The organism is Nitrospira sp. (assembly GCA_024760525.1).
Taxonomy (GTDB): domain Bacteria; phylum Nitrospirota; class Nitrospiria; order Nitrospirales; family Nitrospiraceae; genus Nitrospira_D.
The window spans coordinates 3,881,532-3,905,896 of sequence record CP060499.1 but is presented as its reverse complement, the minus strand read 5'-3'; the positions used below and the strand labels follow the sequence as shown (position 1 = coordinate 3,905,896).

Annotated in this window: 27 protein-coding genes; 19 read left to right on the top strand and 8 right to left on the bottom strand. The window is 54.9% G+C overall.

The genetic code is table 11. From position 1 onward, the window contains the following. Positions 1-20: 20 nt before the first annotated feature. The 9 genes from H8K04_18360 to H8K04_18320 all read left to right on the top strand — a co-directional run bounded on the left by H8K04_18360 (position 21) and on the right by H8K04_18320 (position 8,867). Positions 21-1,277, top strand: coding sequence for an RHS repeat-associated core domain-containing protein (locus H8K04_18360; GenBank protein ID UVT15737.1), 1,257 nt, complete (start codon positions 21-23; stop codon positions 1,275-1,277). Between the two features lie 11 nt (positions 1,278-1,288). Continuing rightward, complete coding sequence (locus H8K04_18355) at positions 1,289-1,672, top strand: hypothetical protein (GenBank protein UVT15736.1); 384 nt, start codon at positions 1,289-1,291, stop codon at positions 1,670-1,672. Positions 1,673-1,929: 257 nt separating this feature from the next. After that, positions 1,930-3,540, top strand: a complete 1,611-nt coding sequence (locus H8K04_18350; GenBank protein UVT15735.1) for a DUF4157 domain-containing protein — start codon at positions 1,930-1,932, stop codon at positions 3,538-3,540. A gap of 137 nt (positions 3,541-3,677) precedes the next feature. Continuing rightward, positions 3,678-4,022, top strand: coding sequence for a hypothetical protein (locus H8K04_18345; protein ID UVT15734.1), 345 nt, complete (start codon positions 3,678-3,680; stop codon positions 4,020-4,022). A gap of 39 nt (positions 4,023-4,061) precedes the next feature. Then, positions 4,062-4,319, top strand: coding sequence for an RHS repeat protein (locus H8K04_18340; protein UVT15733.1), 258 nt, complete (start codon positions 4,062-4,064; stop codon positions 4,317-4,319). Then, positions 4,279-5,298, top strand: a complete 1,020-nt coding sequence (locus H8K04_18335) for an RHS repeat-associated core domain-containing protein (protein UVT15732.1) — start codon at positions 4,279-4,281, stop codon at positions 5,296-5,298. The genes H8K04_18340 and H8K04_18335 overlap by 41 nt, the downstream gene beginning before the upstream one ends. 420 nt (positions 5,299-5,718) lie before the next feature. Next, positions 5,719-7,479 (top strand): RHS repeat protein, encoded by a 1,761-nt coding sequence (locus tag H8K04_18330; protein UVT15731.1) that lies wholly within the window; start codon positions 5,719-5,721, stop codon positions 7,477-7,479. A gap of 38 nt (positions 7,480-7,517) precedes the next feature. Further along, entirely contained in the window at positions 7,518-7,805 is a 288-nt protein-coding gene (locus tag H8K04_18325) for a hypothetical protein (protein UVT15730.1), read from the top strand. Positions 7,806-7,832: 27 nt separating this feature from the next. Next, positions 7,833-8,867: an RHS repeat protein gene (locus H8K04_18320; GenBank protein UVT15729.1), complete on the top strand. Its 1,035-nt coding sequence runs from the start codon at positions 7,833-7,835 to the stop codon at positions 8,865-8,867. On the opposite strand, the gene H8K04_18315 is transcribed toward H8K04_18320, so the two are convergent. After that, positions 8,857-9,222, bottom strand: a complete 366-nt coding sequence (locus H8K04_18315) for a PilZ domain-containing protein (protein ID UVT15728.1) — start codon at positions 9,220-9,222, stop codon at positions 8,857-8,859. The genes H8K04_18320 and H8K04_18315 overlap by 11 nt on opposite strands. Before the next feature lie 245 nt (positions 9,223-9,467). On the opposite strand from H8K04_18315, the gene H8K04_18310 reads away from it, so the two are divergent. Continuing rightward, positions 9,468-10,604: an aminotransferase class I/II-fold pyridoxal phosphate-dependent enzyme gene (locus H8K04_18310; protein ID UVT18040.1), complete on the top strand. Its 1,137-nt coding sequence runs from the start codon at positions 9,468-9,470 to the stop codon at positions 10,602-10,604. Here H8K04_18310 and H8K04_18305 read toward each other — a convergent pair. Next, positions 10,601-11,416: a 3'(2'),5'-bisphosphate nucleotidase CysQ gene (locus H8K04_18305; protein UVT15727.1), complete on the bottom strand. Its 816-nt coding sequence runs from the start codon at positions 11,414-11,416 to the stop codon at positions 10,601-10,603. The genes H8K04_18310 and H8K04_18305 overlap by 4 nt on opposite strands. Before the next feature lie 93 nt (positions 11,417-11,509). On the opposite strand from H8K04_18305, the gene corA reads away from it, so the two are divergent. Then, on the top strand, positions 11,510-12,565 hold the full coding sequence (gene corA, locus H8K04_18300) for a magnesium/cobalt transporter CorA (GenBank protein ID UVT15726.1): 1,056 nt from the start codon (positions 11,510-11,512) through the stop codon (positions 12,563-12,565). Between the two features lie 136 nt (positions 12,566-12,701). Here the strand turns inward: corA and H8K04_18295 are convergent, their stop codons facing one another. Genes H8K04_18295 through leuC form a run of 3 tightly spaced genes read right to left on the bottom strand, consistent with a single transcriptional unit; the run spans position 12,702 to position 15,154 of the window. Then, entirely contained in the window at positions 12,702-13,067 is a 366-nt protein-coding gene (locus tag H8K04_18295) for a hypothetical protein (protein UVT15725.1), read from the bottom strand. 8 nt (positions 13,068-13,075) lie between these two features. After that, positions 13,076-13,699 (bottom strand): 3-isopropylmalate dehydratase small subunit, encoded by a 624-nt coding sequence (gene leuD, locus H8K04_18290; protein UVT15724.1) that lies wholly within the window; start codon positions 13,697-13,699, stop codon positions 13,076-13,078. A gap of 51 nt (positions 13,700-13,750) precedes the next feature. After that, a complete protein-coding gene (leuC, locus tag H8K04_18285) occupies positions 13,751-15,154 on the bottom strand; it encodes a 3-isopropylmalate dehydratase large subunit (GenBank protein UVT15723.1) in 1,404 nt (467 codons plus the stop codon). A gap of 113 nt (positions 15,155-15,267) precedes the next feature. Between leuC and H8K04_18280 the strand changes: the two genes are divergently transcribed. Beyond that, a complete protein-coding gene (locus H8K04_18280) occupies positions 15,268-15,738 on the top strand; it encodes an MEKHLA domain-containing protein (GenBank protein UVT15722.1) in 471 nt (156 codons plus the stop codon). 47 nt (positions 15,739-15,785) lie between these two features. Here the strand turns inward: H8K04_18280 and H8K04_18275 are convergent, their stop codons facing one another. After that, positions 15,786-18,071: a glycosyltransferase gene (locus H8K04_18275; GenBank protein ID UVT15721.1), complete on the bottom strand. Its 2,286-nt coding sequence runs from the start codon at positions 18,069-18,071 to the stop codon at positions 15,786-15,788. 185 nt (positions 18,072-18,256) lie between these two features. Then, positions 18,257-18,871, bottom strand: coding sequence for a CBS domain-containing protein (locus H8K04_18270; protein UVT15720.1), 615 nt, complete (start codon positions 18,869-18,871; stop codon positions 18,257-18,259). 430 nt (positions 18,872-19,301) lie between these two features. Between H8K04_18270 and H8K04_18265 the strand changes: the two genes are divergently transcribed. Then, complete coding sequence (locus tag H8K04_18265; protein UVT15719.1) at positions 19,302-19,781, top strand: hypothetical protein; 480 nt, start codon at positions 19,302-19,304, stop codon at positions 19,779-19,781. 137 nt (positions 19,782-19,918) lie between these two features. On the opposite strand, the gene H8K04_18260 is transcribed toward H8K04_18265, so the two are convergent. Continuing rightward, entirely contained in the window at positions 19,919-20,266 is a 348-nt protein-coding gene (locus H8K04_18260) for a 4Fe-4S dicluster domain-containing protein (protein ID UVT15718.1), read from the bottom strand. A 277-nt stretch (positions 20,267-20,543) separates the two neighbouring features. Between H8K04_18260 and H8K04_18255 the strand changes: the two genes are divergently transcribed. The 6 genes from H8K04_18255 (at position 20,544) to nusA (ending at position 24,355) form a co-directional block, all read left to right on the top strand. Further along, positions 20,544-20,987, top strand: coding sequence for a DUF192 domain-containing protein (locus H8K04_18255; protein UVT15717.1), 444 nt, complete (start codon positions 20,544-20,546; stop codon positions 20,985-20,987). 32 nt (positions 20,988-21,019) lie between these two features. Beyond that, positions 21,020-21,337, top strand: coding sequence for a Rieske 2Fe-2S domain-containing protein (locus H8K04_18250; protein ID UVT15716.1), 318 nt, complete (start codon positions 21,020-21,022; stop codon positions 21,335-21,337). A 48-nt stretch (positions 21,338-21,385) separates the two neighbouring features. Continuing rightward, positions 21,386-21,724: a protease inhibitor I42 family protein gene (locus H8K04_18245; protein ID UVT15715.1), complete on the top strand. Its 339-nt coding sequence runs from the start codon at positions 21,386-21,388 to the stop codon at positions 21,722-21,724. Positions 21,725-21,727: 3 nt separating this feature from the next. Then, positions 21,728-22,567, top strand: coding sequence for a D-amino acid aminotransferase (locus H8K04_18240; protein ID UVT15714.1), 840 nt, complete (start codon positions 21,728-21,730; stop codon positions 22,565-22,567). 97 nt (positions 22,568-22,664) lie between these two features. Continuing rightward, positions 22,665-23,153: a ribosome maturation factor RimP gene (locus tag H8K04_18235; GenBank protein ID UVT15713.1), complete on the top strand. Its 489-nt coding sequence runs from the start codon at positions 22,665-22,667 to the stop codon at positions 23,151-23,153. A 50-nt stretch (positions 23,154-23,203) separates the two neighbouring features. Next, positions 23,204-24,355, top strand: coding sequence for a transcription termination/antitermination protein NusA (gene nusA / locus H8K04_18230; protein UVT15712.1), 1,152 nt, complete (start codon positions 23,204-23,206; stop codon positions 24,353-24,355). Positions 24,356-24,365: the final 10 nt, after the last annotated feature.

Below are 24,365 nucleotides of genomic sequence, written 5' to 3'. Positions count from 1 at the left end.
ATCACGATACGAACGAATTAATGAGAATCCAACAGAACTCAAGTAACGTGACGTTGGTCTACAATCACGTGGAGCAGCGAACCAGCGTGACGTATCCCAATACGAACAGCGTCACCTATGCGTACAATGCGACCTCCGAACTCACGAGCCTGACCTATAAACAAGGCGCTACGACTCTGGGGGACCTCACGTATACGTATGATGCTGCCGGCAAGCGGATCAAAACCGGCGGCACGTTCGCGCGGTCCAATATTCCCCCGGTCCTTACCACCACGAGCTACAACGCGAACAATCAACAAACCACATTCGGGACCACGACTGAGACCTACGATCTCATCGGGAATCTGGCGACATCCACCGATGCCGGAGTCACGACCACCTACACGTGGAATGCGAGGAACCAATTGACTGGCATCAGTAGGACAGGATTAACGGCTTCATTCACCTACGACAGTTTCGGGAGAAGAACTGGAAGAACTGTGAATGGTGTTGTGACCAACTATGTCTACGACGGGCTGAATCCGGTCCAGGAGAAGAACGGGGGGACCGTCACGGCCAACCTCTTGACCGGGCTTGGCATTGACGAGTTCTTCACGCGAACGGATGGAGTTGGGAGTCGTGCACTGTTACCTGATTCGCTTGGCTCAACGGTTGCACTCGGCGATGGAACAGGGGCATTGCAGACCCAGTACACCTATGAGCCGTTCGGCTTGACGACTCAGACGGGATCAGCCAACACAAACTCGTATAAGTACACAGGACGGGAAGAAGACGGAACAGGGCTCATGTACTATCGGGCTCGGTACTATCATCCGAGATTGCAACGGCTTATCAGCGAAGATCCGATCGTGTTTGGAGGGGGAGACATTAATCTATATGGCTATGTCTGGGAGAATCCTCTCAACTATGTCGATCCATCTGGATATACTGCCGCTGCAGGAGCCATCGCTGGCGCTGCAATGAGCGGCCCGCCAGGCGCAGTTATTGGCGCGGCAATCGGTGCGATAGGCACTGCTGGTGTAGCCTGGTGGATTCTTCACAGCAACCCTTCTGCCGATGACCCTGCTGTTTACCCTGATAATCCTAAGACTGCACCAGAGAAGTTTAAGAAGATTCGTAAATCGAAGGGTAAACAATGCATTGATGATGGTTCTGTCTGGGAGCCGGATACCTCCGGCCATGGTGGAGATCAATGGAAACGATGGCCAGATAAAGGGTCATGGGAAAAGGGTGAAACACCGACCAGCGTTTGGCCTGATGGACGTATTCGAAAATGAAGGAGCGAGAGATGGACCTGAAGTTTGACACGCTGCTGGCTAGAGCCTTACAGGATTGGCCTCCTGAAGTAGATCTGAGCCAGCTGGAGAAAGGTAGTCCTGAGTCGTCACGATATACGATTAAAGGCCTATACGATAAGGAAGGGGAGATCGACGAACGGTACTTCGGTACCGCTGAAGAAATTATCATGCGCAATCTACATAGCGGAATTTACACCGTGCTGCACTCGATTGGACCTTATGTTACCCATGTGCGGTTGGCGGACTTACGACCGGAGGCTATCCGCGTCAAATTTGAAAAGCACCTCCGTGACTGTATGGAGGGACCCGATCCCACGTTTCCACCAGAGGATATCAGGCTCGGTGAGCAATACTTTTCCGCTAACCAGCCATGATGACATAACGTATGTAGAAGTTGCTTTGCAAATGAAGATTGAAGGCGTCTCTTCTAGACCATTACTATTGTTGAAAATAATAAGTTAGTCTCTAAGCGGGAAAGGGGCAAACGCAACTCACTTATGGCAACAATGACAATCTCACGCAGGTCAAGGACGCAAAGAACCAACCCACAAACTTCGGATACGATACACGGAATCGGCCAACCTCTGGGCAAGATGTCCTGCTCAAGACAGAAACGGCGATCTATGATGGAATGAACAACGTGACGAGTGTCACCGACCGCAAGGGGCAGACGACGAGCTATCAATACGATCACCTCCATCATCCCAGTGTCACGACATATCACCGCGGCACGACCTCCACCACCTATACCTTCGACGCCGGCAATCGACTGACGCAGGTCAATGGCTCGGTCTCCGGTCAGATCACCCGAACCTATAATGGGCTCAATCAAGTGACCAACGAAACCACGCCGCAAGGCAGCGTCACCTACACCTATGACAACGCGAGCCGGCGCACCAGCATGACGGTTCAGGGTCAGAGCGCAGTGAACTGTACGTACGACAATGCAAACCGGCTGACTCAGATTGCAAAGGGGAGTGATACGGTTACGATCGCCTATGACGATGCGGATCGGCGAACGAGCGTGACGTATCCGAATGCCAATAGCATCACTTATGCGTACAACACTGCATCCGAGTTGACCAGCCTCACGTATAAGCAAGGCGCCACAACTCTGGGCGATCTCACATACATGTACGATGCTGCCAGTAATCGGATCAAAACCGGCGGTACGTTTGCGCACACCAACGTGCCTCCCACACTCGCGTCTGCCAGTTACAATGCCAACAATCAACAGACTGCATTTGGAGCCGCCACCGAGACCTACGACCTCAACGGCAACTTAGCGACGTTTACTGATGCAAGTGGCACGACGACGTATACCTGGAATGCGAGGAATCAACTCACAGGTATCAGCAAGACCGGATTTACAGCCAGCTTTACTTGCGACAGTTTCGGGAGACGAACCGGCAAGACGATCAACGGTACCATCACCAATTTTGTCTACGACGGACTCAATCCCGTGCAGGAGAAGAACGGCGGGACCGTGACAGCGAATCTTTTGACCGGCCTAGGCATCGACGAATTCTTCACGCGAACGGATGCGGTTGGGAGTCACAGTCTCCTTCCTGACGCCCTCGGTTCAACCGCCGCCTTAGGCGACAATGCCGGCACGCTCCAAACCCAATACACGTACGAGCCCTTTGGCGTTGTGTCACAGACGGGACCCGCAAGCACCAGCAGCTATAAATACACCGGGCGAGAGGATGATGGCACGGGGCTCATGTACTACCGAGCACGATACTATCAGCCGAGGCTGCAGAGGTTTATTGCGGAAGATCCGATCGGGGTCAGAGGTGGAGATGTGAACTTGTACGTGTACGTCAGAAACATGCCATCTTCCTTGATCGATCCACTTGGTCTGCGACCACTAACTGAACGTGAGAAGCGATGTCTGGCGCCATATATTCCGCAGGTGGATTTGGATGCCGCAGATCTGCACGAGGATGAGGTGCCGTGGTGGTTACTGCCAGGCTATCGTGGGATCACGCTAGGAAACGATATCTATTTCCGCCCTGGAGTGTACGATAGCTCGACATCAGGCGGAATTGCGCTGTTGGGCCACGAGCTTTACCATGTTGACCAATACCGCAGAGGTGCGACGCGGTTCGATTTTCTTATCCAAGGACTTCTACACGGCCATGATGAGAGCCCATTGGAGATACCGGCAATTGAGTTGGAAGAGCGTATTCAAAAAGACTTGAGGGGCAGAAGGAACACTACCTGCGAGTGCCGGCAATGAGAACGTCCTTCCCGCGCTGGACTATTCTGTTTGTGCTTCTCCTTCCCAATTGCCATCACGCGCCGTCGGAGCCTCCGACCTCAGGTGAATGTTGGACGCTGGTCACCTCGTTTTTCCAACTACCTACGAGAGAACAAGTGGCTGCTTTCTCAACCATGGATCTCGAACGGCAGTATGTTACGTATATGTGTGGGATGAAATCCACTCATCCCCCTCCCTTTCATTTGGCATTGGAATTTGCAAGGGAAGGCAAAGTAGCGTTTCCGTTTCTTGCCAAGAAGCTGCGGGAAACACAGGAGGATTCCTATTTTCGCTACATTGTCTGGGTTCTCAGCGACATGCAACAGGAACAGACCTATGACGTGGTGGCGGAGAAAGAGCTGATGCTGTACATGCGAAAACGTGCGGATGAAGTTAGGAACGAATCCTGGCGTAATCATCTTCACAAGGTGCTTGATCGGATGGTTAAGCCACAGGGATAGCTGGTTATAAGGCATAAGAGCAGTACATAGGATGACGGCATGACGCAAGAGTCTTCCCCCCACTTATTTACAAACGCAACAAGTACCCAACACACCAGCACGGTGACCATTGGCTATGATGATGCAGACAGGCGCACAACTGTGACGTATCCCAACACGAACAGCATCACCTACGCCTACAATGCGGCATCCGAGTTGACCAGCCTGACTTATAAGCAAGGCGCCACGACCCTGGGCGACCTCACGTACACCTACGATGGCACGCATCAAAACCGGTGGCACGTTTGCGCGCACTAACGTGCCTCCCACACTCGCGTCTGCCAGTTACAATGCCAACAATCAACAGACTGCATTTGGAGCCGCCACCGAGACCTACGACCTCCACGGCAACTTAGCGACGTTTACTGATGCAAGTGGCACGACGACATATACATGGAACGCGAGGAATCAACTCACAGGTATCAACAAAACAGGCTTCACAGCATCGTTTACCTATGACTCCTTTGGTCGTCGTACCGGCAAATCGATCAACGGCACCACCACCAACTTTGTGTACGATGGGCTGAATCCCGTTCAAGAAAAGAACGGCGGGACCGTGACCGCGAACTTACTGACGGGCCTAGGCATTGACGAGTTCTTCACGCGAACGGATGGAGTTGGGAGTCGTGCACTGTTACCTGATTCGCTTGGCTCAACGGTTGCACTCGGCGATGGTACCGGCACGCTGCAAACGCAGTACACCTACGAACCCTTCGGCTTTACCACCCAGACTGGCTCGTCCAGTACGAGTAGTTATAAGTACACCGGTCGAGAGGACGATGGCACCGGGCTTATGTATTACCGCGCCAGGTACTATCAACCGCGGTTGCAGAGGTTCATTGCAGAAGACCCACTCAGGTTCAGAGGTAGGGATGTTAACCTTTTTGCGTATGCATTAAATAACCCCACGAATTGGACAGATGCAAGCGGTACAGGCCCGATTGGAGTGGGAGGAGCACTTGCGTGTGCCGCGATAGATATCCTCGATGCTCACGACACGTTTAAGCGTCTAGGTAAGTTGTCTGACGACATCAATGCCCTAAACACCGTAATCCGTCCTTTAGAAGAACGGTGTTCATCTGGCAAAGGTTCTGATCAGGATGTAGAGCGATTACGCGAGTTGAAGCTAGAGGGGCTGAGAAAAAGCGCCGAGCTTACTGAAGGGCAGCTCAAAGGGTACATCCCCAATATTGCGCTATTCTTCATATGTGCTGCAATCGGGCTGCTACCGTATTAGGATCATCCTAAGATTACTAACGTTCCTTTTGTGATGTAGCTAGGTCAAATTCAGGAGATGGAGTCGTAGTATGGCGAATCCGGACTTCTTGATTCGGGTGGCTGACTTGTCACTGCTAGTCTATTGCGTTTTGTTGGTCGGAATTGGTCTGTGGGCGATGCAAGGCAGGGTGCCATCGGTGATTAAGTCCAAGTATGCGAGTGGCATCATGTATAAGAGTCAAATGCCTTTTGCCTACGGCTGGAGACTAGCCGTTAACAAGGAAGACTTGCATATATTCGAACAAGCTAGAATGCGACACCACATATTTCTCATCTCAATTGTTGTCGGCGCTTTAGTAATCGCAATCTATGGGTACGTGCATGTTGTGGTGTCGCTTTGGAAGTGTAATATGCAAGGGGCGGGCTTATTGCACGGCCAGTGACATCCATACTTGACCTATATCTTCTTGCTCCTACCCATCTCCCAAATCACACCATTGGTATTCACGATGCCAACAGCAATCTCCTGACCGTCACGGATGCCAAGAGCCAACAGACGGTCTACACCTACAGCAACATGAACCGGACGAGCACCCGAAAAGACCCGCTGCTCAACACCGAAACCTACACCTACGACAACAGCGGCAATCTGGCGACCATCCTTGACCGCAAAAGCCAGACGACCACCTATACCTATGACCCATTGAATCGCAGGACGAAGACGACTTTCCAGGATGGCACGTCCACGAACTACACCTACGACGCGGGCAATCGGATCACGCAGGTGCAGGAAAAGAATTCTGTCGGAACGGTGGCGGCGACAATCACGAGGGCGTATGACGGCTTGGATAGACTCACACAGGAAGTGACCCCACAGGGCCAGATTGACTACACCTATGACAATGCGAGCCGAAGAGCGACCATGACGGTCGCGGGCCAGCCGCAAGTGACGTACACGTATGACAATGCCAATCGGCTGACCGGGATAACCCAAAACGCGAATACGGTGACCATTGGCTATGACGACGCGGACCGCTGGACCAGTGTCACGTATCCAAACACCAACAAGATTGAGTACGGCTACAATGCCGCCTCGGAATTGACCAGTCTCACTTACAAACAGGGCGTGACTACACTTGGGGATCTGACCTATACCTACGATGCCTCTGGCAACCGGATCAAAACCGGCGGCTCCTTTGCCCGTACGATCCTCCCTCCCGCCTTGACCACCACCGATTACAATGCGAACAACCAGCAGCTGACCTTCGGCACGAGCACGGAAACGTACGATCTCAACGGGAATCTGGCGACATCCACCGATGCCGGAGTGACGACCACCTATACCTGGAATGCTCGAAACCAGCTTACGGGCATCAGCAAGACAGGGTTTACGGCATCGTTCACCTATGACAGTTTCGGGAGAAGAACAGGACGCACGGTGAGTGGAACCGTAACGAATTATGTCTATGACGGGCTCAATCCTGTGCAGGAAAAGAATGGGGGTACTGTCACGGCGAATCTCTTGACTGGGCTCGGCATCGACGAATTCTTCACCAGGACTGATGGAGTGGGTGTAAGGGCTCTTTTGTCCGATGCCCTTGGTTCAACGGTTGCGCTTGGAGATGGTTCAGGTACGCTGCAGACCCAGTACACCTATGAGCCATTCGGGTTTGTCAGTCAGACTGGCTCAGCTAGCACCAGCAGTTATAAATACACCGGGCGGGAAGATGATGGCACAGGGCTCTACTATTACCGCGCTCGGTACTATCAGCCACGCTTCCAGCGGTTTATTGCCGAGGATCCGATTGGGCTTAGAGGCGGAATAAACGTTTATCGTTATTCAAATAATAACGCGATACTATTTGCCGATCCCCTTGGTCTTTTTGAAATAAAGGTAAGCGTGCTGATTGGTATGACCAATTACCAATTGGATATTCCGCGATTAAATATATCTAAAGAGATTGTGTTCCCACCAAACATCGGGGGAGGTCTTCAATGCAAGATCGGTGAGCCCCCACCCACTCCAGGCGAATTCTCGATCGACGTTGGAATTTCAAGGCATCTCTCAGTCGGCACTAACTTTGTTCCAAACCCCGATTTTGATGGGAGCAATCAGTCTTATCTCACGCAAGGTCTGAATCTAAACATTGGAGTGGATCTGCTTCGCACTGGTGGAGCAATTAGTGCGCCTCAGAGATAAAATTGGCACCAGTTCTTGCGTGGCCTGATGTTATGAATATGAATAATGCGATCAATCTTCAAAACCTTTATCGTGATCTTCTTATATATGGGGTATTTATTTTGATTGGCGCGGCAATCGTGTATGCGAACTGGAGACGGGTGAAGTTTTTTGTTGATCCTTCTTCCGATATACCCTTCGGTAGTTCTGGTGTTGTGCTCAAGAAACTTCTTGGCGGCACAGGCTTCCGAATCTATTGGTATGTGTTTGGAGGCCTCTGTTTTATGGCAGGGTTCGCAGGATTTATTGCTGGGCTTCGAAGGCTTTTCTTTGGTCTCCAGCCATAGCATACTCTTCACCACCTTCACCACGATGTGAACAGCAATCTCCTCACGGTGACCGATGCCAAGAGCCAACAGACGGTGTATACGTACAGCAACATGAACCGGACGAGCACCCGAAAGGACCCGCTGCTCAATACCGAAACCTACACCTACGATAACAACGGCAATCTGGCCACGGTCCTCGACCGAAAGAGTCAGACGACCACCTATACCTATGATCCGTTGAATCGCCGAACGAAGGCGACATTTCAAGACAACACCAGCACGAACTACACCTACGATGCAGGCAATCGGATCACGCAAGTTCAAGAGAAGAATGCTGGTGGGACCGTCACGGCCACAATCACTCGAACCTATGACGGCTTGGATCGGCTGACGCAGGAAGTGACCCCACAAGGGCAGATTGATTACACCTATGACAACGCGAACCGGAGAGCGACCATGACGGTCGCGGGCCAGCCGCAAGTCACCTACACGTATGACAATGCCAATCGGTTGACGGCGATTACGCAGAACGCGAGCACGGTGACGATTGGGTATGACGATGCGGATCGACGGACCAGCGTGACGTATCCAAACACCAACAAGGTGGAGTACGCGTATAACGGCGCCTCCGAACTCACGAGCCTGACCTATAAGCAAGGCGCCACGACCCTCGGCGACCTTACATACACCTACGATGCGGCCGGTAACCGGATCAAAACCGGCGGCACGTTTGCTCGCACGAACCTCCCTCCCGCCTTGACCACAACCAATTACAACGCGAACAATCAGCAGCTGACCTTCGGCACGAGCACGGAGACTTTTGACCTTAATGGCAACTTAGCCACATCCACCGATGCAGGAGTCACGACCACCTACACATGGAATGCTCGAAACCAATTGACTGGTGTCAGCAAGACCGGTTTCACCGCGTCGTTCAAGTACGACTCCTTTGGCCGTCGCACAGGACGCACGGTGAACGGAACCGTAACGAATTATTTCTATGACAGGCTCAACCCTGTGCAGGAAAACAGCGGCGCGATGTGTGAGGGTTATTTGAGTAGGACTGCGGTTACGGCTTGACCTTCATGATCAAGCCTCGTAGCCGTTCACGCTGGGCGAGACGAATCATCGTGAATTCCAGGCCGAATTGTTTGCCGTCGATCCACCGCACGATCGCCTGATCGACGCGCAGGGGCCACTTAAAGTCCGGAAGGAACAGCGACAGCTTCAACGACGTTCCGATCTTCAATTCAACCTCCGATTCCGCCCGGCAGCCGTTCGTCGACACGTCAAGCAGCGTCGCTTCACCCTCAAAGTCATCTTCCCCGAAAAAGAACACGCGGCACGAGAGAGCGATTCTCCGCCCTCGCCGGTCTTGCAGGTTCGCGCCTTCCTCCGCGTCTGGTGAAGGCTTGCGGGCTGCCCTTGATGTCATCGTGCAGGTCCCTTCCTTGGACAAATACTGGTTTTGTCGATTCGTATGGTCTTCTTGGGAGCGACTGTTTGTAGTGTAAGCGATGGGATGCTATCGGCAAGACAAAACGGTATTTGTTAGCTGGTTGTCGGCCTGTCCCATCAGCGTTCCGGATCTTGAGGGTATCTTGACGCGGCTGCTATCCTCTGCGACAAAGGGGGCTGGCGAAAGGGGATGCGATTGTGACGCGAACGGTAAGTCAGCGGATGGCCGACCTGGCTCAATCAGAAATTCGGGCGATGACCCAGGCTTGCGTGACCATGAAGGGGCTGAATATGGCGCAAGGGGTCTGTGATACGCCGGTGCCTCCGGTCGTGCTGGCAGGTGCCGAGTCCGCCATCCGAGAAGGGCACAACGTGTACACCCGCTTCGACGGGTTACCGGAGCTGCGGCAAGCCATCGCCAAGAAGCTGGCCAACTATAACGGAATTCAAGCGGACCCGGACACGGAGGTCACGGTCAGCGCCGGGGCCACCGGTGCCTTTCACTGTGCCTGCGCAGCCCTGCTCAATTCCGGTGATGAAGTCATTCTGTTCGAGCCGTACTACCAATACCATATCAGCGCGCTGGTGGCGGTGGAGGCGATTCCGGTCGTGGTCCATATGCAAGCCCCGGCATGGACGTATTCGTTGAGTCAGCTTGAGCAGGTGGTGACTCCCAAGACGAAGGCGATCATCGTCAATTCTCCCGGCAATCCGTCGGGTAAGGTGTTCAGTCGAGCGGAGTTGGAAGCGCTGGCGGAGTTTGCATGCCGGCACGATCTCTTCGTGTTGACCGACGAAATCTACGAATACTTTCTCTATGACGGACGAACCCATCTCAGCATGGCTGCGTTGCCGGGCATGGCCGAACGAACGGTGACGATCGGCGGGTACTCCAAGACCTTCAGCGTGACCGGTTGGCGCATCGGGTACAGTGTGGCCGCCCAACCCTGGGCGCAGGCCATTGGGGCGATGAACGATTTACTCTATGTGTGCGCTCCAGCGCCGCTGCAAATGGGTGTGGCTCAAGGGATCAAAGAATTGCCCGACAGTTTCTATCGGAGGTTGGCGCATGACTACCAGAACAAGCGTGACCGGTTTTGCAGCGCGCTAGCCGATGCGGGGCTCGCGCCGTCGATCCCGCAAGGGGCCTATTATGTGCTGGCGGACGTTTCCCGCCTTCCGGGCGACACAGGGAAGGCGCGCGCCATGCACCTGTTGCAACACACCGGTGTGGCCGGTGTGCCGGGAGAGGCCTTTTTCTCCGGCCAGGCAGGCGCCAACTTCATTCGCTTCAGCTACGCGAAGACGGATCCTGATCTCGATGAGGCCTGTCGCCGTTTGACTCAAGCCGATTTCTAAAGCGGCTCGTCGTCGCCTCCGGCGACCGACCGCGTCAGACGCTTGAGTTGTCGTGTGAGGACATCCGGACAGTGCGGGCTGGTGGCGACGATCCCGCGATAGCGAGGCTCGGGCCGATTGAAGGTCAGCGTGAGTCCGCTCCCATCCGATATCACCCCGCCGGCTTCTGTGATCAGGAGTGCTCCCGCCGCAACATCCCACTCATTTTCCGGCTCCAGCGTTGCAGCGCCGTGGAGACGGCCGCCTGCCGTCAGCGCCAGAGCCCACGCGATCGAGCGCATGGGACGGCTGTCGGCATGCGGCTCAAGCGCCGAGAAGCGGCCGATTTGGCGCTCCCACGGACTCAGGGCAATGACCGGCAATTGGTCGCCGTATAGTGCCTGTGGAGTCACCGGCTTGTCATTGAGATAGAGACCGCTTCCTCTGATGGCACTGAACAATTCACCGGTCGACGGGTTGAAGACGGCTGCGACGATCGGCCGGCCTTGCTCGATGAGGGCGACGGAGATACAGAATTCGGGCTCACCACGGATGAACGCTTTCGTTCCATCGATCGGATCAACGACCCAGACCCGTATTTTGCGAAGCCGATCCAGATCGTCCGGCGACTCCTCCGACAACCATCCATCGAGAGGAAAGGCCGACTGCAGGCGAGATTGGAGAATCTGATTTACGGCCAGGTCTGCCGAAGTCACCGGCGAATGATCCAGCTTCTTGATCGTCTCAAATCCTTCGACGGCGCAACGTAACGCTTCCGTCCCGGCCGCTCGGATCGCCTCGATCAAGACCTTCAATTCGTCATCCCATGCCATGATACGAGAGTACCAAGCCTCGAGCCGGAAGAAAAGAACCGATCTCGTACGCACCTTGACCTGGCATGAGAATGTGCGTACAAGCTCGCTACCATGAAGCTGGTTCAGAAGCGGTCAAAGAAAACCGGCCTGTCGCCTGGGACACTCATCCATATCGGCGAGACGCGAACCGAACCCGTCCACATCACGCTGTTCAGCTACGCCGGCGCACGGTGCGAGGAGCGCGTCGTCACAGACGTCCATGAGCTTCAACCGCCTGTCGACGAGACGGTGGCCTGGATCAATGTCGGTGGTGTCCATCAGATCGACGTCCTGGAAGCCTTCGGGAAACATTTCAACCTTCACCCGCTTCTGCTGGAAGACATTGCGAATACCGATCAGCGTCCCAAGCTCGACGACTATGACACCTATTTCTTTCTCGTCATGAAGATGCTCACGACCACTGATCGGGGGGACATTCTGGTCGAGCAGATCAGTTTCGTCATGGGGCGCAATTATGTTCTCTCCTTCCAGGAGAATGGGACCGATGTGTTTAACTCGGTGCGGGATCGTCTGAAGGGCGGCAAGGGCCGCCTCCGGCAAAACGGTTCGGACTATCTTCTGTATGCGCTCATCGATGCCGTGGTCGACCAGTATTTCGCCGTTCTCGAAATGCTCGGCGAACGGATTGAATCGCTGCAGGAGCGAGTGGTGGCCGATCCGAAGCCGGAGACGCTCAGGGACATTCACGCGCTGAAACGGCAGTTGTTATTCGTGCGCCGAGCCATCTGGCCGTTGCGGGAAGCGATCAACAACCTGTCTCGTTCGGACTGCCCGTTTCTGCATGAGCCGACCAGGGTGTTTTTCCGAGATGTCTATGACCATGTGGTGCAGATCGTCGACACGATCGAGACGTTGCGTGAAATGGTCTCGTCGAGTCTGGATATCTATCTCTCAAGCGTCAGTTATCGGCTGAACGCCGTCATGCGAGTGCTGACGGTGATTACTACGATTTTCATGCCGCTCAGCTTCATCGCCGGCATCTATGGCATGAATTTCGAGTACATGCCGGAGCTGAAATGGCACTGGGGTTACCCGATGGCGCTGGGGATCATGGGAATGGTGGCGGTGATCATGCTAGTGGGGTTCCGTCGAAAAAAGTGGCTGTAGCAGGATGTTGAAAAAGCCCTCCAGCTTCGTTCTCGCGTCGCTCAGAAACTCAGCGTACGGCAAAAAGTACGTCTCGTCTCCTCGCTAGCTGCGGCCTTGCTGGAAGGACTTTTTGAACATCCTGGGACTGAGACAACTATTCTTGGATTTCTACGTGATCCACGAAATAGGTGGTCTCACCGAAGCAGGTGGTCGGAATATAGCGGTACTCTTTGTAATGCAAGATCACGCGTTTCCCCATCACCGCTGACAATTGCGTGGCGACCTTGTCGTCCCAGATGGTGAATTGCCAGAGGACGGGAGCCGTGCCCGGCACGGTCGTCATCGCCAATTCCCCTTCGTAGGTCTTGCAGAGCCAGCCCTTCTTTGAATATTTCTGAATATAACCGGCTCGGCTCCCATCGGAGTAGGTCCAATTGAAGGCAACGGTCAGGTAGGCGGCGCCTGCAAAAAACACGATGGTCAAGAACAGCTTCGGGATAGAAGACCAGCTCACCGGCACCTCCTCCGCTATGAGCGCAGATCAGTGAAGAGCCACGGCGCTTCGGCGTTTCGACGGGTTTCATAGGCCGTGATCGCGTGCTCATGCTGGAGCGTAAGGCCGATCGAATCCAGCCCTCGATACAGGCAATCCTTGCGGAAGGGGTCGATCTCAAACCGATACGTGGTTCCGTTCGGGGTGGTCACTGTTTGGCGACCCAAGTCTACGGCGAGCCGGTAGCCTTCGGTGTCCATCACGTCCTTCATGATCGGGAGCACTTCCTCCGCTTTCAACACCACGGGAAGGATGCCGTTTTGAAAACAATTGTTGTAGAAAATATCCGCGAAGCTCGGGGCCACGATGCATCGAAATCCTTGATCCAACAACGCCCACGGTGCGTGCTCACGAGACGAGCCGCAGCCGAAATTGTCACGAGTCAGGAGGATCGATGCGCCCTGATACCGGGGCTGATTTAAAAAGAAGGAGGGATCAGGCGAGCCATCCTTGAGTTTCCGCCAGTCAAAGAACAATCCCTCGCGCAACCCCGTGCGCTTGATGGTTTTGAGAAACTGCTTCGGAATGACTTGGTCGGTGTCGACGTTCACACGATCCAGCGGAGCGACAAGACCGGTCAGTGTGGTGAAGGGTTCCATAATATCCAATCAGGCGATAGGTAAATGTTGTACTCGAAGGGCCTTGCGCGATCAGCTCCAGTGGCGGATATCGACAAAGTGTCCTTCAATGGCTGCGGCAACTGCCATGGCCGGAGATACCAAATGAGTCCGTCCGCCCGCTCCCTGGCGACCTTCGAAATTCCGGTTGCTCGTGGAGGCGCAACGCTCGCCAGGCTTCAGGACATCGGCATTCATGGCGAGACACATGCTGCACCCGGCCTCCCGCCACTCGAACCCGGCCTCGCGGAAGACTCGGTCGAGCCCTTCCGCCTCCGCCTGTTGCTTGACGAGCCCTGATCCAGGCACCACCATGGCGTGAACGGTCTTCGCCACCTTCTTGCCCTTTGCGAAGCCGGCCGCGAGGCGAAGATCTTCGATCCGTGAGTTCGTGCATGAACCGATGAAGACCTTGTCGATTCGAATATCCGTAATCGGCATATTAGGTGACAGCCCCATGTAGGCCAACGCCCGCTCGGTGGCATGCTTGATTTTCTCGTCGGGCATCGTTCGAGGGTCCGGAACCTTCTCGTCCACCCCGATGACCATGCCGGGACTGGTGCCCCAGCTGACCTGCGGTGCGATCTGTTCCGCTTGCAGGATGACCGTCGAATCATACGTCGCGCCCGCCTCCGTCTTGAGTGTTTGCCACGCCCGGACGGCCTGTTCAAAGAGCGCTCCCTGTGGGGCGAGCGGCCGTCCTTTGATGTATGCGAACGTCTTGTCGTCGGGAGCGACGATCCCTGCGCGGGCGCCGCCCTCGATCGACATGTTGCACAGGGTCATCCGACCTTCCATGCTGAGCGCGCGAATGGCGGAGCCGGTGTATTCGATTACGTAGCCGGTTCCTCCGGCCGTGCCGATCTTCCCGATGATCGCCAGAATAATGTCCTTGGCCGAGCAGCGGTCGGAAAGCGTGCCATCGACGCGTATCTCCATCGTCTTGGGCCGCTTCTGTATCAAACATTGCGTGGCCAAGACGTGCTCCACTTCGCTGGTGCCGATCCCGAATGCCAAGGCTCCAAACGCCCCGTGAGTCGATGTGTGGGAATCGCCGCACACGATCGTCGTACCGGGAAGGGTGAATCCCTGCTCGGGGCCGATCACATGGACGATGCCCTGTCGGATATCGCTCATGTTGAACAGGGTGATGCCGAAGTCGTTGCAGTTATCCTCGAGTGTTCGGATCTGAAGCGCGCTCACGTGATCGGCGATGCCCAGCCGCCGGTCCGTCGTCGGCACATTGTGATCCGGCACCGCGAGTGTCGCCGCCGGTCGCCGTGGGCGCCGTCCTGCAAGCTTCAACCCTTCGAACGCCTGGGGAGACGTCACTTCGTGCACCAGCTGGCGGTCGATATAGAGCAGCGTCGTACCGTCGGCCTCTGCCCGCACGACATGCGAATCCCAGATTTTGTCGAACAGCGTCTTGCCCGTCATCAGTACCCCTGGTTGTTTCAGATGAGAGCGCCATTATACAGAGAAGTCCCATGGTCTTGACAAGGTGCCTGTCACGCTTGCCCCGCCTCGCGAGTCGTGGTACCACCTCCCCGATGAACACGGCACAGTGGAACGATCCGGGTATTGTGCTATGGAGCCAGCACCTGCTGGACAGTTATCGTCGTTGGACGGGAAAAGAGTTGATCGAGCGGGGCGGTGACGCGAGACGACAGGCACGTACGTTGTTCGAGGCACCCTTTATCGTCGTGTCTCATGGCGTGGAACTGGACCCGATCTTGAACTATGGAAATCAGGCGGCCTTGAGCTTGTGGGAACTCTCCTGGGATCGATTCATCAAGACGCCGTCGCGCCTCACGGCCGAGCCGGATAACCGCGCCGAGCGAGAACGGATGTTGGAGCACGCCAAGGTCAATGGGTACTTTGACGGATATCGAGGGGTCAGAATTTCATCGACCGGCCAGCGTTTCCTTGTCGAGCGGGCACTGATCTGGAGTGTGATCGATTCGGCAGGGACGCCGATCGGTCAAGCAGCGACCTTCTCACAGTGGTCGAAGGTGCCGTGAGAAGGAAACCTTACCGACCGGCAGCCGATTCTGCGGCTCACCGTCGTTCATGACTCTTTCCATTGCTGATCGTGGAGCGTTCGCCAGTGTTGTTCACCCCGTTCGATGCGCTCCACTCTGAAACAGACACGGGTCTTCCAGAAGCGACGCGTGATTGAGACGGGGCTGACCGTCAGAGCCACGCGAGGCAGTTCCAACAGACTTTCAACCAGCGACCCTTTTGGAGCCGAAGAGAAGAGCACGCTCACGCCTGTATAGGACATATCTTTCAACCTTCCGGTCCGCAAGGATGTCGAGGAGCTCAATCGACAAGAGGTTTCGTGGAGAATACGTGGAATCCGGCGTCGCTCCCATGTATAGGATCGCCAAGGAGCCGTGACGGCGACAAGCAGCGAGCGTACACTGCTCGCGATGCCGGGTTGGAAACGATAGCTCTCTTCCCACGGAGCAGGATCACCGAAGATCTTATCGACGAGTATGAGCCGGGTCGTCCTATCCAGAGCGATAAATTGAAGTGCGGCCACGATGTCACCGGACGGCAGTCGCTCCTGCCTGATGATGCGGCCGGTCAGTCGAACGATGGCGCCCCGGGACGACGTCAGAAGCAGTGAGACGGTTTCCAACGCCGTAAAGAGCGGGTGCTCCAACAAGAGCGCGGCACCATGTTCGTTGATGTTGAGAATACGCGCAGAGACGGAGGTATCGTCCACAAACACCTCGCTCACGAAATCTCGGTTGAGCCGAAATGCCCGACGGCCCTGTGTTTGCTCATTGGCGACGAACATGGCTACGATCAAGAGGGCGAGATTGACGCATCCCCAGAGAAGGCTGACCGGAAGACCGGGATCTCCTGTGCCGTGTCGAAGGTCCCGAATTCCAACCATCAAGCCGGCAATCAACACGCCGAACGTCAGCAAGTGCGGCCATGCCAACATCAATTCGGCGGAAGTGTTTTTCTCGATGCGCTGTCCCTTCGGTGTCACCTCGAAGGGACGCTCCTTATGCGGAGCGATGAGGGCGCTGAGCGCGACTGCGCTGAGCGCGAAACACATGGCGATTTCATAGATGTCCGACCAAAACGGATTGCGCGACCCACTGCTGACAGGCCGCATCGCCAACGCCGATGCGATGTAAAAGGAAAAGAAGTGAAGGCCCAACAGCATGAGGTTTGCCTGAATCGGCGGCGTATGGAACAAGAGACTCGACAGTGGAGCGACCAGGCAAATGATACGTGGAAGACCGAAGAAGAAATAAAAGATCGACCCGAAGTAATCCAGCCGCTGTGACAGGGTGAGGCCGCGCTTTGTCAGCGGGTTGTCGCGCAGCAGCATTTGGATGCAGCCCATGGCCCAACGCTTCCGCTGTTTCAGATATCCTTCGAACGTCTCCGGCATCAGACCGGCGGACAGGACGCGATTGAGGTAGCAGGACCTGTACCCTTGGGCATGCAGGTTCATGCTGGTGTGAATGTCTTCGGTGATGGTCTGGGTCTGAAAACCGCCGATCTCCTCCAGCGGTTGCCGTCGGAACAGGCCACCGCTGCCCGCAAAGAAGGCGCTGTTGTGCGCGTCACGGCCCGCCTGCAACGAGCGGAAGAACAGTGCTTGCTCGTTCTTGACGAGATCTCCGATACGCAGGTTTCGTTGAAAAATGTCGGGATTATAGAAGTGGTGAGGAGTCTGAACGATGGCCACTTCGGGATCATCGAAGAAGCCAACGGTTTCTTTGAGGAACGAACGGGCAGGGATATGGTCGACATCGAACACGGCGATGAGGTCGCCGTCGGTCACGCGAAGTGCATGGTTGAGATTGCCGGCCTTGGCATGGCGGGGATAATCCGGGCGTCTGATGTATCCACAGCCCAGTGCGGTTGCTAACTGCTTGGCTGCCAGACGATGGCCGTCATCGAGCACGTACACCTTGAACCGATTCTTGGGATATTCTTGCGATAAGCATCCCATCACGGTTTGCCGCAGGAGCGACAGCGGTTCATTCACAACGGTGACCAGAATGTCCACCGTTGGATACGTTGTAATCGGCGCCGGGGAACGGTCTGTCGGTGACCAGGACTGATAGGTAAAGAAACAAAATTGGCAGAGCCCATACAGTTCCGCCAGAAAAACAATCCCCCCCACGGTCGCATTGCTCACATCGTCAGTGGGCAATGTGTAGAGCGCCCGCCAGACCATATAACGGACGTATAACAGGAGGCTCAGGCCCAGGACCCAGCGACGCCCCCGGTTCTCCTTGAGGAGAAGACCAATGATCAGGAGGACTAGAGCGGAAACACCTGCTGCAACCGGTGTGTCGAAAAATGTGTCGACCAGCCTCATGTATGAATGTTCCCGGGGGACGAAGTGTCTTGCGGTTCTGTGGTGGGTACCACCGTATTACCGGAGAGTCAGTCTGACTATCCTACGGAGGAGGCACAGTCTTTTGAGGGGACATCCGACGGACGGATTGATCAAATGAGGGGCTTGTGCCTCCAATCGGTATGTCTTTTCAAGGGATTAGGAAGTCAGGTCCAGAGCTCGAGTGGACCATGGTTTGCGATGCCTTGAAGCAGGTCTTGCGTAGAAAGAATGCCGACTAGACGGCGGTCATGGTCCAGGATGGGAACTGCATGAATCTGTTCATCCAACATAACGCGGGCGATTTCTCGGATCTCCGTGGTGGGTGATGCAGAGATCACTCGGGAAGTCATGATCTCGGCTAATCGCCTCGTCGCAGCCTGTCTCTTGTCGGCCGCTGTGATCAGTTCCGGCACATGATCCAGCAGATCACGATAAGAAATCATGCCGACCAGTGTGCCATGCAGCGACGTGACGGGGATATGGTGGAACCCTTTGTGCGACATGATGCCCCAGGCGTCGAGCAACGTACTGTCGGACGGGAGTGAAAGGACCGGCGTCTTCATCAAGTCCCGCGCCAAAATCGCCTGTTTCGGATGTGGTCGTTCGCGGCTCTGTTGTTGATAGGCGGTTTGCGCTGCTAAGGCCGAGTGATCCAAGGACGATGAGTCTTGGCCATGATGTTCCCGATCTCCAACAGATTCGGCGCGGGTAGGTCGTTGGTCTATCGTTTTGGTCGGGTAGGTCTCCACAATTCCATTGACCGCCAAAATGATGGACATGGTGTAGTTCCTCAACTGCCGTATCGGCACTTTCGGCAAATACTTAAGCGAGCTCGGGGAGCAGGGCCTTCCGGCGAAACAAGGGGTACGAACAGCGAGGTTACATTCGACAGAATCGATTCGACGAATGTCTTGAGTTAATCAGGGATTCCAAGGCCAGGAGGGGTGCCGGGCTGGAGAGACGAGCCTTGTCATTTCATGGTCTGACAATAGTGGCGCCGATACGTACGACAAGGATCCTTCCAATTCGTTTGCTTCCGTTTTGACCCCTATGTTATAAGAATCGCCGCGCGAGGTGGTACAAGGCGCCAATACTCTATAGACAAAAACAAGGGTGCACATTCACAGAAGTCTTCACGTCCTCCAAAGTTTAGCGTCATATATTCACAAACCTCTATTTATCTCTTCTTTTCTTGCAAGGGGGGTAGTTATGGGCAAGATAATATTGTCGGTCTTCCTCGGCCTTGGAATGGTGTTGGCTGGGGCTTCGGGTTCGTACGCGCTTCAAGCAGGTGGTGTTGAGGTCGGTGATCTTGAAACCGGATCTGTCGTCGGCCAGCCGTTTAAGGAACTGAGTGTCGATGCCGCGTTCTTCGCCATCGAAATTGGTACCATGAAGACCTGGTATCCTCCCACGACAGTCATCGATTTCAAATCGCGCCCAGGTGCGCCTGTACTCCTCAAGGTGACGAACAATGCCACAGCTGAACACGGGTTCCATCTGATGAGCGGCACTGTGAATCAATCGGCACCGACTGTTCTGGACACAAAGCTGGTGCTCAAGCCAGGGGAGACGCGGTACATCGGTGTTCCGACCAGCGATTTGTTTTATGCGGCGGGGAGCGTCCTTGAATATCGTTGCCACTTGCATCCGGGTCATGTCGGCGGCAAACTGGTGATGTTGAAATAGCGCACCGCGTTTCGGGTCGATTGAAAGGCTTCGGTGAAGATCACTGAGGCCTTTCTTTTTAGACGCGACAGAGTCAAAAAGAAAAGGCCCCGGTTCTTGAGGAACCGGGGCCTTTAGCAGTGCGAATCGGCAGCAGGTCAGTTTCTTACCCCACTCCACACTTTGGCGGGATCTATCGATTTATCGGGATTCAACGTCTTTGCTCTTTCCAGAAGCACATCCGTCGTTTCAGGATAGAGGGGGTCCGAAATACAGCAATTATCAACGGGGCAAACCGCGGCACATTGGGGTTCATCAAAGTGACCAACACACTCGGTACAGCGGTCATGCGCGATTACGTAAATATTATCGCCGACTCCTTGCCCATCGCCGACGTGATTGCCTTTGTTCTCCGCGTCGCTCCTGGTTTCAAAGATCGCTTCATTCGGGCATTCCGGCAGGCACGCCCCGCAAGAGATGCATTCGTCCGTAATCAATAAAGCCATGACCCAAGCCTCCTTCTCACTCCATAAGGACTGTACAACATTGACAAGCTCGCGCCGCTGCCACCATAGTGCTCCCAGTATCGTGGTGGGTCGGCGCGGACGGGCATTTTATTCTGCGATTCTTTTCCAAGTCAACAGAACGCAATCCGGTCAGAAGGCCTAGATCGCAAATGCGCATGGGCCATTGGGCTCAGTGAAGAAAAACCCATCACTCTTCTCCATGTCAACCGGTCAGACTCAAGCGAACAATCGAGAACAGAGGAAGAAGCGGATCATCATGATGGTCCTGCTCGCCCTCCTTCTGATGAGCGCATCGGTTTTTCTCGTTGAGCGTAAAGAATCGAGCATCATTGTCGTCACGTTCCCCAGCGGAGTCGAGCTGGAAGCTGAAGTGGCGGATACCCCGGAGAAGTTGCTCTTTGGACTCGCCTTTCGCGATGCATTGCCTCCAAACAGTGGCATGCTTTATATCTTTGAACAAAACGGTCCGCATCGCGTCACGACCAAGGAATATCGATTTCCCATCGACATTCTCTGGGTGGACGAAAGTCATCATGTGGTGCACATGCTGGAGCATGCGGAACCATGCGCCCAAGATCCATGCCCATTCTACGGACCGCCGCCGGAAGACGCGCGCTATGTGATCCAGACGGAATCGGGGTTCATCAAAAAGGCCGGAGTTGCAAAAACCGACGAACTCAAATACGCCCTTCGCCTGTAGGCGTTGAGGCGCGGGAAAAGGATAGAATCACAATGGACGGGTTTCAAAAGGTTGCACAGATCGAAGAATTGCCTCCGGGAAAGTCAAAGATCGTCACAGTCAACGACCGGCCGATCGCCTTGTTCAACGTTGAGGGAAGATTGTATGCCATTCATAATAGCTGTCCCCATGAGGGGGGCCCGCTTATTGAGGGGAGACTCAAGGGATATGTCATTGCCTGCCCTTGGCATGATCTCGCCTTTGATATCCGAAACGGGCAGGGCACCGACGGCGGCGGGTATTGTGTGGGAAGCTACGAAGTGCGGGTGGATGGAAACGATATTATGGTCGGTCCTCGGCGGAAAATGTAAGAAGAGAGATACAGCGTAACGAATGTCTTTTTGTGCGAGGATAGAGACATGAATGTGTCCGGCACCGATCACAGCCAAGCGTTGGACAGAAGCGACTGCCGCAAGGTCACGGTCGACCGGCCATTCGTCATTCATCTATGGGAAGATCGGACAAGAGGAGAGCAGTGGGTGCCGTCCTATGACACGACGGGACTCGCCCTCCTCAGTGACGAGTTCCTCCGTATTGCGAGCAATAATGCAGTGGAAAATGGACAGCGAATCTTTGAGTTCAAAGCCGTGCAGCCGGGCGTGTATCAGCTGGTGTTTGAAAAGCGGATGGGATGGAAGTTTACCGCAGAAGATCGACGGCTGTTCAGAATAGAGGCGGAACCTCTATCCGGGAATTGAGCGATGCCCGATATCGCCTTTATCAACGGTCGTTTTCTCCCATGGCAGGAGGCAACCGTTTCCATCGATGACCGAGGCTTCCAATTTGGAGATGCCGTCTACGAAGTCATTCGGACTTATCGAGGAGTTCCGTTCGAAGTGGGAGCACATCTTGACCGACTTGAGCGGAGTGCCAATGAACTCTCCCTTCCTCAGTCGTATACCAGAGCGCGATGGGTACAGTGGATCCAACACGGACTCAGCCTAGCCGGCTATCAGGATGCCAAGATTTATATCCAGATTACCAGAGGGGTGGCTCCTCGGGAGCATCGCTTTCCTTCGGACGGCCGTCCAACAGTCGTCATGACGATCAGGGAGTTTCATCCCTTGACCCCTGAGGTACGTCACACCGGCGTGACGGTATGTACGCGGGACGATCTACGCTGGGGGCGGTGCGACATCAAAAGTGTCAATCTGCTGCCCAACGTGCTTGCGCGTGAAGAAGCGAAAAAGGCGGGCGTCTTCGAAACGATTTTGGTACGAGACGGTCTCGTGATGGAAGGTGCCTTGAGCAATGTCATGGCTGTTCAAAACGACGTGATTGTGACGGCTCCGGAAGGGCCTCGAATTTTGTCCGGTGTCACAAGAGCAGTGGTATTGGAGTTGGCGAAGAAAGAGACCATCGCGATAGAAGAGCGGTTTATTCCAGTCGAGTCTCTGTACGCGGCAGACGAGGTGTTTCTGACCGGAACCACGCTGGAAGTCCTTGGGGTTGTCCGAGTCGATGGAACAACCATCGGCTCCGGCCGACCCGGCCCGATCACGAAGACGCTGGCGGCTCGATGGGCGCTCATGACCGGCTAGTGCTCTTGCTTTGCTCCGGGGTGCGTGGTATGGTGCTCCCTCTGTAAGTGGGCTCAAGCCCACTTTTTTGTTTGGACACATGTCAAGGGAACATAGGTTGAGCATACCGGGTGATGGTCTGCAACCGGTTGCCGACCGGTTGCACGGGATCATTGCACCGATCTTATGGACGCTCGGACTAGAGTTGATTGACGTGGTGTGTGTTGGACGAGGTCCTCGCTCGGTCGTTCGTGTGCTCATCGATAAACCGGGCGGAGTCACCATAACAGACTGTGAGCAGGCACATAAAACCTTAGGGCCGGCACTCGACGTCGCCGATCCGTTCCCTCACGCATATACCCTTGAAATCTCTTCGCCAGGTTTGGATCGGCCCTTTAAACGGCTACAGGACTATCAGCGAGCAATCGGAAAAGAGGTCAGTGTCAAGCTTCGACAGCCACTCGACGGTCAATGGAAGATCATCGGGCAGCTGATACAGGCGGATGAGCAGGTGGTCGTGCTGGCTGTCGCCACAACACGGATACCTCAGACGATCGAATTAGACCGGGAGATGATTGCGGAGACAAAGCTGGTCGTGAAGATTTAGTGCGCGAAGTAGGTCATCGTGTGTGGTCACCGGATGCAGGAGCGTAAGGTATGAACCGAGAACTGATTTCAGTGATCGACGAAATCGGGCGCCAGAAAGGAATCGACAAGGCCCGCGTCATCGGGGCCATCGAGTCCGCCCTGCAGACCGCCGCCAAGAAGCGTTTCGGCCAGGCCGAAAATATTCAGGTGGAGATCGATCCAAAGACCGGAGAAATTTCTGTCGTCTCCAAAAAGACAATCGTGGAAACCGTCAGTAATCCCAAAGCGGAGATTTCGCTCCAGGAAGCTCGTCAGTACGATAGTGAAGCCGAAGTGGGCGATGAAATCGGATCGCTGATCGAAATGAACGAACTGGGGAGAATTGCCGCGCAAACCGCGAAACAAGTCATTTTCCAAAAGGTTCGCGAGGCGGAATGGGAGGCCGTTCAAAAAGAATACTCAACGCGTCAGGGGGATCTGGTCACCGGTATTATTCTCGGCATGGAGCGCCGAAACTACCTGGTCGATCTGGGGAAAACGGAGGCCATCCTGCCGATTCAAGAGCAGATTCCCCGCGAAACCTATCGGCGCGGCGATCGTGTGAAGGCCATGTTGTTGGAAGTCCGTCGTACTCCGAAGGATGTTCAGGTTATTTTGTCGCGGAGCCACCCCCAATTCGTGGCCAAGCTGTTTGAACTCGAAGTGCCGGAAGTCATGGAAAAGATCATCGAGATTAAATCGGTGGTTCGAGAGCCGGGAGATCGAACGAAGATCGCGGTGACCTCGCGGGAAAAAGCCGTGGACCCAGTGGGAGCGTGCGTCGGCATCAAGGGATCCCGCGTGCAGGCCGTGGTCCGTGAGTTACGTGGCGAGAAGATCGACATCATTACCTGGACGCAGGACCCGCGAGTCTTCATTGCCGAAGCGTTGAACCCCGCGACGATCGAAAAAGTCGGTATTGACGAAGAAAAAAAATCGGCGCTCGTCGTCGCGGCAGACTCGCAACTGTCGTTGGCGATCGGCAAGAACGGCCAGAACGTCCGACTGGCGGCGCGCTTAACCGGCTGGAAAATCGATATCATCAGCGCAACCGAATACGAAAAGGAAAAAGTCGAACGAGACAAGGAAATCAAAGCGGCGCTTGCAGAGGAAGCCGAGGCGCAACGACTGCAGGAAGAAGCTCGGCAAGCCGCCAGAGCCGAGGAAGCGACGAGCGGATAGAGCACGGGAC